Source organism: Streptomyces scopuliridis RB72, assembly GCF_000718095.1.
Classification (GTDB): Bacteria; Actinomycetota; Actinomycetes; order Streptomycetales; family Streptomycetaceae; genus Streptomyces; species Streptomyces scopuliridis.
In genome coordinates this window covers 96854-109087 of sequence record NZ_JOEI01000010.1, presented here as the reverse complement: position 1 = coordinate 109087, position 12234 = coordinate 96854, and the positions used below count along the sequence as shown (strand labels likewise).

General features: G+C 70.0%; 11 protein-coding genes and 2 pseudogenes. 6 read left to right on the top strand and 7 right to left on the bottom strand.

Features of this window, described 5'->3' with window-relative positions; all coding sequences use genetic code 11:
* Positions 1 to 68 precede the first annotated feature (68 nt).
* The 5 genes and pseudogenes from IF11_RS0115185 to IF11_RS36640 all read right to left on the bottom strand — a co-directional run.
* On the bottom strand, positions 69 to 974 hold the full coding sequence (locus tag IF11_RS0115185) for a LysR family transcriptional regulator (protein WP_030352114.1): 906 nt from the start codon (positions 972 to 974) through the stop codon (positions 69 to 71).
* A complete protein-coding gene (locus tag IF11_RS40135) occupies positions 955 to 1275 on the bottom strand; it encodes a glycerate kinase (protein WP_106979179.1) in 321 nt (106 codons plus the stop codon). Before IF11_RS40135 ends, IF11_RS0115185 begins: the two co-directional genes overlap by 20 nt.
* Positions 1272 to 2726, bottom strand: coding sequence for a C4-dicarboxylate transporter DctA (dctA, locus tag IF11_RS0115180; RefSeq protein WP_037727795.1), 1455 nt, complete (start codon positions 2724 to 2726; stop codon positions 1272 to 1274). The genes IF11_RS40135 and dctA overlap by 4 nt, the downstream gene beginning before the upstream one ends.
* A 341-nt stretch (positions 2727 to 3067) precedes the next feature.
* Positions 3068 to 3439 carry a hypothetical protein gene (locus IF11_RS0115175; RefSeq protein ID WP_240627761.1) on the bottom strand — a complete coding sequence of 124 codons (372 nt, stop codon included), beginning with the start codon at positions 3437 to 3439 and terminating at the stop codon, positions 3068 to 3070.
* A 65-nt stretch (positions 3440 to 3504) separates the two neighbouring features.
* Positions 3505 to 3789 (bottom strand): annotated as a pseudogene (locus IF11_RS36640) (SDR family NAD(P)-dependent oxidoreductase); the annotation flags it as partial.
* Between IF11_RS36640 and IF11_RS36635 the strand changes: the two are divergent.
* Positions 3782 to 4057, top strand: a pseudogene (locus IF11_RS36635) (MmyB family transcriptional regulator); the annotation flags it as partial. The pseudogenes IF11_RS36640 and IF11_RS36635 sit on opposite strands and share 8 nt — an antisense overlap.
* Before the next feature lie 73 nt (positions 4058 to 4130).
* On the opposite strand, the gene IF11_RS0115165 reads toward IF11_RS36635, so the two are convergent.
* Positions 4131 to 4757 (bottom strand): TetR/AcrR family transcriptional regulator, encoded by a 627-nt coding sequence (locus IF11_RS0115165; RefSeq protein ID WP_051745935.1) that lies wholly within the window; start codon positions 4755 to 4757, stop codon positions 4131 to 4133.
* Between the two features lie 283 nt (positions 4758 to 5040).
* On the opposite strand from IF11_RS0115165, the gene IF11_RS0115160 reads away from it, so the two are divergent.
* The 4 genes from IF11_RS0115160 to IF11_RS0115145 are packed head-to-tail and all read left to right on the top strand — an operon-like array spanning position 5041 to position 9947.
* On the top strand, positions 5041 to 5631 hold the full coding sequence (locus IF11_RS0115160; RefSeq protein WP_030352110.1) for a 2Fe-2S iron-sulfur cluster-binding protein: 591 nt from the start codon (positions 5041 to 5043) through the stop codon (positions 5629 to 5631).
* On the top strand, positions 5628 to 6620 hold the full coding sequence (locus IF11_RS0115155; protein ID WP_030352109.1) for an FAD binding domain-containing protein: 993 nt from the start codon (positions 5628 to 5630) through the stop codon (positions 6618 to 6620). The genes IF11_RS0115160 and IF11_RS0115155 overlap by 4 nt, the downstream gene beginning before the upstream one ends.
* Positions 6617 to 8806 (top strand): xanthine dehydrogenase family protein molybdopterin-binding subunit, encoded by a 2190-nt coding sequence (locus IF11_RS0115150; RefSeq protein WP_030352108.1) that lies wholly within the window; start codon positions 6617 to 6619, stop codon positions 8804 to 8806. Before IF11_RS0115155 ends, IF11_RS0115150 begins: the two co-directional genes overlap by 4 nt.
* Positions 8799 to 9947, top strand: a complete 1149-nt coding sequence (locus tag IF11_RS0115145; protein WP_030352107.1) for an XdhC family protein — start codon at positions 8799 to 8801, stop codon at positions 9945 to 9947. Before IF11_RS0115150 ends, IF11_RS0115145 begins: the two co-directional genes overlap by 8 nt.
* Before the next feature lie 153 nt (positions 9948 to 10100).
* Here the strand turns inward: IF11_RS0115145 and IF11_RS0115140 are convergent, their stop codons facing one another.
* The gene (locus IF11_RS0115140) at positions 10101 to 10589 is read right to left on the bottom strand and encodes a MarR family winged helix-turn-helix transcriptional regulator (protein WP_051745933.1); all 489 of its coding nucleotides are present in this window, start codon (positions 10587 to 10589) and stop codon (positions 10101 to 10103) included.
* Positions 10590 to 10764: 175 nt separating this feature from the next.
* Here IF11_RS0115140 and IF11_RS0115135 point away from each other — a divergent pair, with 175 nt between their 5' ends.
* Positions 10765 to 12222: an MFS transporter gene (locus IF11_RS0115135; protein ID WP_030352105.1), complete on the top strand. Its 1458-nt coding sequence runs from the start codon at positions 10765 to 10767 to the stop codon at positions 12220 to 12222.
* Positions 12223 to 12234 lie beyond the last annotated feature (12 nt).

The window sequence follows — 12234 nt, the reverse complement described above, 5'->3', positions numbered from 1 at the left end:
CCATAGGCGCGGCCGATGGGTTGGGCCACAGGGGTGTTGTGGTTCGACGCGTCGCCGGAGCGGGTGTCTCAGGGGGTGAAGATCCGCGTTCGCCGGCGGGCGAGGGAGTGGGTCAGCTCCAGGAACGAGCGTGCGGCGGGGGTCAGGTGGGCGGGCAGACTGACCATGGCGACATGCAGAAAGGCGGCGTTCTCTATCGGTGCGACGACGGCTCCGCAGCGTCTGGCCAGCCGTGTCCACGACGACGGCAGCACGGCGACGCCGACCCCGGTCAGGACGAGGGGAAGAATGGAGGTGCGGTGGTCGACGACGGTGACGATCTCGGTGCCGGTGCCTCCGGCCGTGATGTCGTCGACGATGTCGCGCATGAGACTGCCGGGCCGGGAGGCGATGAGTTTGTGGCCCGCCAGGTCGCCGGAACGGATCGCGACGTCATCCCGGATCGTTCCGCCGGGAGCGGCGACCACGACGAACGGCTGCTCCTCGACCGGCAGAACATCCACACCGGGGGCGGTGACGGGTTCGGCCGAGCCGAGCAGGCCGAGTTCGCAGGCACCACCGCGGACCAGGGAGACGACCTCTTCGGGGGTGAACGCGGCCTGTGTGCTCACGGTCACCCCCGGGTGCAGCTCGCTGAAACGGTGGATGAGGGTGCTCAGCGGTTCGATGCCCGGGGAGGGCATGGACGCCACCTCCACGGTGCCGCGGCGCAGTCCGGACAGGGAGGCGGCCGTGTCCCGTACGGCCGCCATGTCGCGCAGGACCCGGCGGCTGGGGCCGAGCAGTTCCGTACCCGCCTCGCTGAGGACGACCCCGCGGCCCACCCGGTGAAAGAGCGCGACCCCGAGGTCCGCCTCAAGATTGGCCATCGCCTGGGACAACGACGGCTGCGCTACGTGCAGCGCCGCGGCGGCCTTGCTGAAGCCGCCGTGCTCGACGATGGCGAGGAAGTATTCAAGTTGCCTGGCGTCCATGGCACCTCCGCCGGCGGATCCACGATCGACAGGCACAGCCTATCGATCCGACAGCGGCTACCCGGGGGCAGGTGCGCCGTGCCGCAGCCGGGCTGCGGTGGTGGCGGGGGACCGGTGATCCACTTGCTCGCGATGGCGTGTCCGCATGCCGTACAGCCTCGCCCAGCCCGTAACTGGTCGTGGTCAGCGGCGCTTTGCGTCCGTGGGGCAGGACGCCGAGGCCGCAGATCTGCGCGGCTTCGATCGGGACGGTGTTTTCCCTCATGCCCAGGGCGGCCGTGACGGGCTCGACCGACGTCATCGTGGCGCCACCTCCTGGCGCGCGTCCGGAGCCGCGGCGCCGGTGACCGGCCCGCCGCCGCGTATCTCCCCCTGCGCGCTTGAGCCGTCGGGATCGCCGCCTGCGTGCCCGTCCTCGCCGTGAGCCGGACCGGGTATGTCGTGCCTGCCGAGCACCGCGCGGGCACGCTCCACGTCGAGATTGTTCTCCCACTTGGCCACGAAGAGTGTGGCGACCGCGTTGCCGTAGAAGTTGACCAGGGCCCGGCACTCCGACATGAACTTGTCGATGCCGAAGATCAGCATGATCCCGGCAGCCGGAACGTGGCCCACCGTCGACAGCGTTGCCGTCAGCGCGATGAAGCCGCCGCCGGCCACGCCCGCGGCCCCCTTCGACGTCAGCAGCATCACCGCGAGCAGCCCCAGCTGCTGCCCGATCGACAACGCGGTGTCCGTGGCCTGGGCTATGTAAAGCGTGGCCAGGGACAGGTAGATGGCCGCGCCGTCGAGGTTGAAGCTGTAGCCGGTCGGTACGACGAGACCGACCGTGGACTTCTCCACGCCCATGAACTGCAGCTTGCGCATCAGGCCCGGCAGCGCCGGTTCGGCCGTCGACGTGCCCAGGATCAGGAAGAACTCTTCCTTGAAGTAGCGGAACAACTGGAAGATGTTCAGCTTCACGAAGGCCGCCAGAACCGCTCCCAGCCCCACGACGACGAACAGGATCGACGTGACGTAGAACAGCAGGATCAGCGAACCGAGACTGGTCAGGGTGGAGAGTCCGAACGTACCGATCGCGTAGGACATCGCGCCGAACGCGCCCAGCGGTGCGGCCTTCATGACGAAGGCCAGCACCTTGAACACCACCTCGGTCAGGCGGTTCACGCTCGCGATGATCGGCTCACCGACCTTGCCCACACTCTTGAGCGCGATCCCGAAGATCACGGCGAGGAAGATGACTTGCAGGATGTCCCCCTCGACGAACGCGCCGAAGAAGCTGTGCGGCACGAGGTTCGTCAGAAACTCCCACCAGCGCTGATGCTCACCGCTCTCGATATACGCGTCGGCCGGGCCCGATGTGGCGATCGCGGACGGATCGGCGTGCACACCGTCGCCGAGACGGAAGACGTTGATGGCTACCAGGCCCGTCAGAAGCGCGACGATGGTGCCCAGTTGGAAGTAGGTCAGGGCCTTGATCCCCGTCAGGCCGACCTTCTTCAGATCCGCGACGCCGGCGACCCCGCCGATGATGGTCAGGAACACGATGGGCCCGATCAGCATCTTCATCGCGGCGATGAAGGTGGTGCCGATCGGCTCCATCGAGGAGGCGAGATCCGGCCATCGCCAGCCCAGGAAGATCCCGATGACGATCGCCACGAGCACCTGCACATACAACTGCCGCCACCACGGCTTCGACGGCGTACCGCCACCCGCTGCGGCAGGTGCTGTGGCAGGTGTTGGGGTATGCGTCATTGCAACCTCCTCCAGGCGAGAAGAGGGTCCGGCCTGGCACACTCCCCGAACCTGCCGCGCGACGGCAACCGCGTGCAGCGCGCCCGGCAGGGGAAGGCCGAACCCACATGACGCCGAGCCCGTTCAGCGCCATGCATGTGGGCAGCCACAGTGAACCGGGTCACACGACGCGGGGTCCACGACCAATAATCGATGCCCCGTATAGGCCCCGCCTATCGATCGCAGCTCGGCGAGCACCCCGCCATTTCCGGGCAGAAAACCCCGGCGTGTCCACCGACGTGAGCGGATCGGCCGAGTGCGCCGGGGGCCCGCTTCCAGGAACGGCGGCCCCCACGGCCCCGTCAGATCCCGGGACCGTAACCGGGGTCCGGCTCCTGGCGGGGGGTCCACCACTCGGTGAGCCCCCATACCCCGAGCGCGAGCGCCGCCATGGCTGCGAGTGCCGCCACCCAGGGACGGTGCACCCACTTCGTGGTCAGCGCCCAGGCGAAGGCCGGAACCAGAGCGCCGCCGAGCACGATGAGCGGCAGATCGACAAAGAGCACGCTCAGATCGCGGGCATGGCCCTCGAATCCACCGTCGATGCTGAAGGCGGCCCGCGGTGCCCACACGAGCGCCGCGGTCGTCGCGCCGAGGCCGGCGAGGAAGCATCCGGCGACGCCCCGGGGCGTCGGGTTCATACCCGTGGTGCCTCGCGTGGTTCTTTCGCTCATGATCGCAACAGACGCGACGGCGCGGTGCATGGTTCCGACGCGGCCGCCGCGGCGGCATCCCCGGCTCAGGCCCGCGCGCCGCCGTCGACCCGGAGGACCGTGCCGGTCACGTAGGAGGAGCGGTCGCTGAGGAGCCAGGCGGCGGCCTGGGCGATTTCGTCGGGGTCGGCCGCGCGGCGCAGCGGCGTGTGCGCCGTGAGCCGCTCGACGAGACCGGGGGAATCCGCTTCCCAGGTACGGATCATCTCGGTGAGCGTGCTGCCGGGGGCGATCGCGTTGACGCGGATGCCTTCCGGGCCGTAGGCGATGGCAGCCGACTCGGTGAGGCTGTTGACCGCCCGCGGCAGTGAGGAGTTCACCCGGCTGTGGGTCTCCCACGACGTGTCCGCCGAGCCCAACCTGTGCAAGACGTTCCGGCATCCCGTGGTCGGTCCGGTCACCGTCAACTGCGACGTCCTCGACATCACCGACCGGGACCAGCGGGTCGTGATCTACACCGCCGCCCCCGGCTCACCGTCCGAGGAGGCGCTGCGGCTGCTGTCGGTCGTCGGCACGCAGCGCATGGACGTGACCCGCGAGCTCGAAGGGGGCTTTCACCATGTGGACGACTCGGCGTGAGGTCCGACGCGCGCCGACCGCGCATCGCCTTCGCGTTCTCCCGCTTCGAGCGGCGGCGAGGGCCACACCGGCGCTACTCCGGGACGGGCGACGCCCCGCCCGTCCCGGACTCGACCGTCTCGGGCCCGCCCGCTCCGGTCGCCCCCGCCCGCAGCCCGTCCATCACGAGGTCCAGCAGTCGCGTCGCACGCGGCTGCCACTCGCTGTGCGGGTCGAGCTGCCAGAGCCCGGCGATGGCGAGCACGAAGTCGTCGGGGGTCAGCCCCGGGCGGATCGTGCCGGCCTCCTCGTTCGCGTGGAGCAGTAGCGTGACCGCCGTGGTCACCGGGCCGTGTCCCAGCTGGGACAGGCTGCCGTGCTTGCTGGTGGCGTTGCGGAGCGCGCCGGCCAGGCCGGCCTTGGCCATGGCGAACCGGGCCAGGCGGTCCATCCACTCCCTCAGGGCCCGCTCGGGTGCGCGGGTCCGGAGCAGCTGAGCAGCGGAGTCGGCGAGCTGCTGCATCTCGTAGCGGTAGACCTCCAGGATGAGGGCCTCGCGGTTGGGAAAGTTACGGTAGAACGTCCCCTGCCCGACGCCCGCCTTCTTGGCGATCGCGCTCAGCGGGGTGTCCGCGGCTCGCGTCAGCTCGGCCAGCGCGACGTCCAGAATGCGTTCGCGATTCCGTTGTGCGTCCGAGCGCAGAGTCGTCTCGTGCTCCATTCGTCCTTCTTCCTGCTGCACTCGTGCTCCTTCCCGAATCGCAGCCAAGCCTTGCGGATCACGGAATACAAGCCGTCCGGAATAACGGCCGAGCCCGCCTTGCTAACCGGACAGCTGTCCGTTAGGTTCGATGAGTAACGGACAGTTGTCCGCTTAGGTCCACCATAGCGGCACATCCGGCCAGTGCGGCCGACCCGGTACCCCCACCTGCCCCCTCCTGCCCGGACTGTCCGCCGGGACCGTCTCGTTCGACGCGCATCAGCAATGCGAAAGAAGGCTGATCATGGCCCCAGCCCCCTCATCGACATCCAGCGCCATCACCCTGAACATCAATGGCGAGAAGTACACGCTGCCCGTCGATCATCGCACCACCCTGCTCGACGCCCTGCGCGAGCATCTCGATCTGACCGGTACCAAAAAGGGCTGTGACCAGGGCCAATGCGGCGCCTGTACGGTGCTGCTCGACGGTCGCCGGGCGGTCTCCTGCCTTCAGCTCGCGGTCGCGGCCGAGGGGCGTGCCATCACCACCATCGAAGGCGTGGCCGACGGTGAGCGGCTGCATCCGGTGCAGCAGGCCTTTCTCGACCTCGACGGCTATCAGTGCGGTTACTGCACACCGGGGCAGATCTGTTCGGCCCTCGCGGTGATCGAGGAACACGCGGCGGGCTGGCCGAGCGCCGTGACCGACGATGTCCGGCCCGAAGCGGGAGTGCCCGCGCTCACCGCCGAGGAGATCCGCGAGCGGATGAGCGGCAATCTGTGCCGCTGCGGCGCCTATGTCTCGATCGTGCAGGCGGTCGCGCGGGTGGCGGAGGCGGCCGAGGCCGATGCCGGGGCCAGCGCCGAGGCCGAGGTCAAGGAGGCGGCGGCATGAGGGAGTTCGGCTACGAACGCGCCTTCGATGTCCCCGGAGCGGTCGCCCTGCTCGGCGCCGCCCCCGAGGCCCGCTTCCTCGGCGGCGGCACCAACCTCATCGATCTGATGAAGGCCGGCGTGGAAAGGCCCGCGCTGCTCATAGACGTACGCGAACTTCCGCTCGACGGAGTCGAGTTCACGCACGACGGCGGGCTGCGCATCGGCGCGACCGTCACCAACAGCGATCTCGCGGCCCACCCCGAAGTACGGCGCCACTACCCGGCGTTGGCGCAGGCCGTCCTGGCCGGCGCCTCGGGACAGCTGCGCAACATGGCCACGGTCGGCGGGAATCTGCTCCAGCGGACCCGTTGCGGCTACTTCACGGATCTCAGCAAACCGTGCAACAAGCGTGCCCCCGGCAGCGGTTGCCCCGCCCTCACGGGTGAGCACCACAACCACGCGATCCTCGGCGCCTCCGAGCACTGCGTCGCCACTCATCCCTCGGACATGGCGGTAGCACTCGCCGCCTTCGACGCCGTCATCTCGTACGAAACGGCGGACGGACCGGGCGAGTTGCCGATCGCCGAGTTCTATCGTCCCGTGGGCGACACCCCGCACATCGAGACCTCCCTTCCGCCCGGCGCGCTGATCACCGGCGTCACGCTGCCGCCGGCCCCGGTCGCCGCCCACTCGCGGTACCGGAAGGTACGCGAGCGCGCCTCGTACGCGTTCGCGATCGGGTCGATCGCCGCCGCGCTCGACGTCCAGGACGGTGTCGTACGCGACGTGCGCCTCGCGTTCGGGGCGGTCGCGTCCCGGCCCTGGCGGGCCCGTGCGGCCGAGCGGGTGCTCATCGGCGGCCCGGCATCCGCGGAGGCGTACGCCGCCGCCGCAGATGCCGAACTGGAGGCCGCCGAGGCGCTTCCCGAGAACGGATACAAGGTGACGCTGACGCGCAACCTCGTCGTGGCCGTGCTGACCGAACTCACCGAGGAGGCGATCCGATGACACCGCCGACGACACCCACGACGCCGGCCACCACGACCGGAATCTCCGCCGTGACAGGAGCCATCGGCTCCGCCCACACCCGCGTGGAGGGCCGCGACAAGGTCACCGGGGCTGCCCGCTACGCCGGAGAGATACCCTTCGCCGAACTCGCCCACGGCTGGCTGGTGTTGTCGACCGTGGCCCGTGGCCGTATCCGCTCCGTCGAGGACTCCCCCGTCCTGGCCATGCCCGGCGTCCTCACCGTGCTGCACCACGGGAACGCGCCGCGCGTCGACACCGACTATGTGGGCATGGTGGGACGGCCGAACCCGGTCCTCGGGATCTTCCAGCACGACCGGGTCCCCTTCGTGGGATGGCCGGTGGCGCTGGTCGTGGCCGAGACATCCGAGCAGGCCAGGGAGGCCGCCGAGGCGCTGGTGGTGCGGTACGACGAGGAGCCGCACGACGTCGCGTTCTTCGCCGGGCGCTCCGACGCGTACACACCGGAGAGCAACCCGATGGTCCAGGCCGAGACGGAGAAGGGGGACGTAGAGGCCCAACTCGACGCGTCCGCCGTCGTCGTGGACGAGGAGTACACCACTCCGGAGGAGCACCACAACCCGATGGAGCCGCACGCGGCGACGGCTCGCTGGGACGGCGGCCGGCTCGACGTCATCGACTCCAACCAGGGCAGCACGTGGGTGGCGACCGAACTCGCGATGCTCTTCTCCCTCGATCCGGCCTCCGTACGGGTACGGTCCGAACACGTCGGCGGCGGCTTCGGATCGAAGGGGCTCAGCCCGCACCAAGTGGCCGCGGTGATGGCCACGACCATCCTCCACCGCCCCGTCCGCGTCGTACTGACTCGCCGTCAGATGTTCTCCCTCGTCGGTTTCCGCAGTCCTACGGCGCAGCGGATGAGGCTCGGCGCCGACGCCGACGGCCGGCTGCGCGCGTTCGACCACCAGGCACTGAGCCTTACGTCGACCGTGCACGAATTCGTCGAGTCGAGCGCCGTGCTGGGGCGCGTGATGTACGACGCCGACGCGCACCGCACCTTTCACCGGCTCGTACGGCTCGATGTGCCGACCCCGGCCTGGATGCGCGCACCGGGCGAGGCACCGGGATCCTTCGCGCTCGAATCCGCCCTGGACGAACTGGCCGAGAAGTGCGGCATGGACCCGATCGCGCTGCGCGCACGCAACGAACCCGAGACCGGCCCCGTGTCCGGGCTGCCGTTCAGCAGCCGCAATGTGCTCGCCTGCTTCGAGGAGGGCGCCCGCAGGTTCGGCTGGGCGGAGCGGGACCCGCGTCCCGGTCTGCGCCGTGAGGGGCGCTGGCTGCTCGGGACCGGAACGGCGGCGGCCACCTACCCTTCGGGAGCCGGCCCGTCCACGGCGGCCGTGACCGCGGAGCAGGACGGAAGCTTCACCGTACGGATCAACGCGGCGGACATCGGGACCGGCGCGCGGACCGCGATGGTCCTGGTCGCCGCGGACGCGCTGAAGGTGGGCCCGGACCGTATCCGTGTACGCCTCGCGGACAGCGATCTCGGCCCGGCGATGTTCGCCGGCGGCTCGATGGGCACGCGCTCCTGGGCCTGGGCGGTGACAATCGCGGCGGACGAACTACGGGAAAAGCTCGCCCTGGGAGGCGGCATTCCCCCGGAGGGGATCACCGCCCGGTCGAACACCACCGAGGCCATCGGCGCCCTGGCGAAGAAGGAACGGCACTCCTTCGGGGCGCAGTTCGCCGAGGTCGCGGTGGATGTCACCACCGGTGAGGTACGCGTACGACGGCTGCTCGGCATCTACGCCGCGGGCACCATCGTCAACCCGCTCACGGCCCGCAGCCAGCTCATCGGCGGTATGACCTGGGGGCTCTCCATGGCCCTCCACGAAGAGGCGATCAGGGACCAGGAATCGGGCAGTCATGTCGGCGCCGACCTCGCCGGCTATCACTTCGCCGCGCACGCCGATGTGCCGCTCATCGAGGCGGACTGGGTGGACGACCCCGTCCCGGACGACCCGATCGCGATCAAGGGCATCGGCGAGATCGGTGTCGTGGGCGTCGCCGCAGCCATCGCCAACGCGGTGTGGCACGCGACCGGTGTACGTCACCGGGACCTGCCGATCCGTCCGGACCGGGTCCTGCGGGCGGCGGACGAGGCACGGCGCCGAGCGACGGAGGGAGCCCCGAGTGCTTGATATCGCCGAGCAGTTGAACCGCTGGTTCGAGGAGGGCCGGGACTTCGCCGTCGCCACTGTCGTCGCCGTCGGCGGCAGCGCGCCGCGCGGTCCCGGCGCCGCCCTGGCCGTCGACCGTCAGGGCACCGCCATCGGTTCCGTCTCCGGCGGCTGCGTGGAAGGGGCGGTGTACGACCTGTGCGTCCAGGCGCTCCAGGACGGCCGGACGGTGCGCGAACGGTTCGGATACAGCGACGAGGACGCCTTCGCGGTGGGGCTCACCTGCGGCGGTGTCATCGAGGTCCTGGTCACGCCGGTACGCGCGGACGCGCCGGTGTTCCGAGCAGGGGTGTCGGCCGCGGACCGGGGAGAGACAGCGGCACTCGCCCGGGTGGCCCGGGGCCCGGACGGACTCCTCGGCAGAGCGCTGCTCGTCCACCCCGACGGATCGTACGAGGGCAGCCTCGCCGGACCTCCGGAACTGGACCGGACGGCGGCGGAGGAGGCCCGCGCGATGCTGGACTCCGGCCGCACCGGCACCGTCGAGCTCGCGGAGGACGGATCGCGCTGCCCGGGCGGGGTGACACTGTTCGTGGAGTCGAGGGTGCCGCCGCCCCGGATGATCGTCTTCGGCGCCGTGGACTTCGCGACGGCGCTCGTACGGGCGGGCAAGTTCCTCGGCTATCACGTGACCGTGTGCGACGCCCGGCCGGTCTTCGCCACCCGCGTCCGCTTCCCCGAGGCCGACGATCTCGTGGTCGACTGGCCGCACCGCTACCTCCGGCGCACCGCGACCGACGAACGGACCGTCCTGTGCGTGCTCACCCATGACGCCAAGTTCGACGTTCCTCTGCTGGAGACGGCCTTGCGGCTGCCGGTCGCGTTCGTCGGCGCGATGGGCTCGCGCCGCACCCACGAGGACCGCAACCGGCGGCTGCGTGAAGTCGGCGTCACCGAACGCGAGTTGGCCCGGCTGCGGTCCCCTATCGGCCTCGACCTCGGGGCCCGTACCCCCGAGGAGACCGCGCTGTCCATCGCGGCGGAGATCGTCGCGGCGCGCCGGGGCGGGACAGGGGTTCCACTGACCGGTTCGGGGACGCCCATTCACCATGACGTGGACGCGAGGGAGCCGGACGAGGCCCGCTCCCGAGCGGCGGCGTGACGCGGCCCGACTGCGGGGCCGTGCGGGCTCGGCTGTGACTCGTCGGACACTCTCAGGGGGCGGGCCCGCACAATCGTGCGGGCCCGCCTTCTGTGGTGCCGTTCAGGGCTGGAAGTACCAGCGCCGGCCGCCGGAAAAGAGCTTGACGCCTCGTCAGCCCCGTGGTCCGCTCGGCCCGGACCGGGTCTGGACGCGGGGCCAGGGCCTGCCGCCGAGGCGTTCGATGTCGGTGTTGAAGCGCTTCAGATAGGCGGCGAAGGCGGCGATGTCCTCTTCCGGCCAGTCAGCCATGACCCGGTCCAGGGAGCGGACGATGCCTTCCCGTTCCTCGTCGAGTACGCGTGCGCCCTCCGCCGTGATGCGGAACTTGCGGGCCATGCCACCGTCGGGATCCGGGATGCGCTCCGCGAGTCCGGCGCGTACCGTCGCGGCCGTCTGCCGGTTCAGGGTGGAGGCGTCGAGCCCGAAGGCGTCGCTGAGTTCACCGATCGACATCGGCCCCTGCATACGGATGCGGCTGAGCAGGATATAGGCGCTGCGGTCCAGTACGGCGTCTTTGCGTCGTCCGCCTCTCTGGTTCAAGAACGTGTGGCGGCTGAGCAGCATCTGCTCGTACTCGACCTCATGCGTGGCCCCGACCATGCGTATGTCGCCTCCTGCCTCTCTCGCCGGTCATTGTCGCACCGCGTTCGGACGGCCCGCACTCCATCCTCACGCGCATGAATCCTGCACGTAAAGTGGTTGTTGCACATCATATGTATGATGCACAAGCTCTTTCCGGTCGCACAGTCAGTTGCACAGTCATAGGAGTCCCCTGATGGACGCCCCACAGCACGCATCCCGCGCGGGTGGCGTGGTCGCCACGCTCGCGCTCGCCGGTACCACGGCGGCGATCATGCAGACGCTGGTCACACCGCTCATCGCGGAGCTGCCGCAGATTCTGCACACCACACCTTCGAACGCCACCTGGGTGATCACCACCACGCTCCTCGTGGCAGCCGTCTGCGTTCCGGTCGTCGGCCGCCTGGGCGACCTGATCGGCAAGCGCCGCATGCTTCTCGCGTGCTCGGTGCCGCTGATCGCGGGCTCGGTGGTGTGCGCCCTCTCGTCCTCCGTCGTCCCGATGATCATCGGGCGCGGCCTGCAGGGCATGGGGATGGGCATGGTGCCGCTGGGCATCGCCCTGCTGCGCGACGTCGTTCCGGCGCAGAAGCTCAGCTCGTCCATCGCGCTGGTGAGCGCCTCCATGGGGATCGGCGGCGGCCTCGGCCTGCCGATCGCCGCGGCGGTCGCCCAGTACGCGAACTGGCGGGTGCTCTTCTGGGGATCCGCCGTACTGGCCGCGGTGATCGCCGTACTGATCTGGTTTCTGATCCCGAACGTGCCGGCCGCCGCCAAGGGTCAGCGTTTCGACGCGCCCGGCGCGCTCGGCCTCGGTGCCGGCCTGGTCTGTCTGCTGCTCGCGGTCTCCAAGGGAGCCGACTGGGGCTGGGGTTCGGGCACCACGCTCGGCCTGTTCGCCGCCGCCGTCGTGCTCCTGGCCACCTGGGGCGCGTGGGAACTGCGTACGACCGACCCGCTGGTCGACCTGCGCACCACGGCCCGTCCCCGGGTGCTGCTCACCAACATCGCCTCGGTCTTCGTCGGTTTCGCGATGTACGCCGGCATGCTGGTGATGCCGCAGCTGCTGCAGTTCCCCGAGGCCACCGGTTACGGCCTGGGGCAGTCGATACTCGCGTCCGGCCTGTGGATGGCGCCCGGTGGCGTGATGATGATGATCGTCTCCCCGCTCGGCGGCAAGCTGACCAACGCCTGCGGCCCGAAGGTCACCCTGCTCAGCGGGGTCCTGGTCATCGCCGGGGGCTACGGACTCTCACTCGCGCTGATGGGGTCCGCGTGGGGAATCATGCTGGCCATCATGGTGATCAACAGCGGTGTGGGCCTCGCCTATGGCTCGATGCCGGCGCTCATCATGAGCTCCGTCCCGCTCTCGGAGACCGCCGCCGCCAACAGTTTCAACACACTCATGCGTTCCCTCGGCACCTCGATCGGCGCCGCCGTGATCGGTCTGGTCCTCTCCCAGATGACGACCAGCATCGGCGGCCGGAGCATCACATCCGAGAGCGGCTTCCGTACCGGTCTGCTGATCGGCTGCGGCATCGCGGTGGTCTCCGCGGCGATCGCGGCCGTCATCCCGGCCGTGCGCCACATCACCGGCGATCCGGAGAAGTCGCCCTCGGCCCCCGAGCCGGAGAAGTCCGCCGTCGAGGCGTGAAGGGCGAGTTTA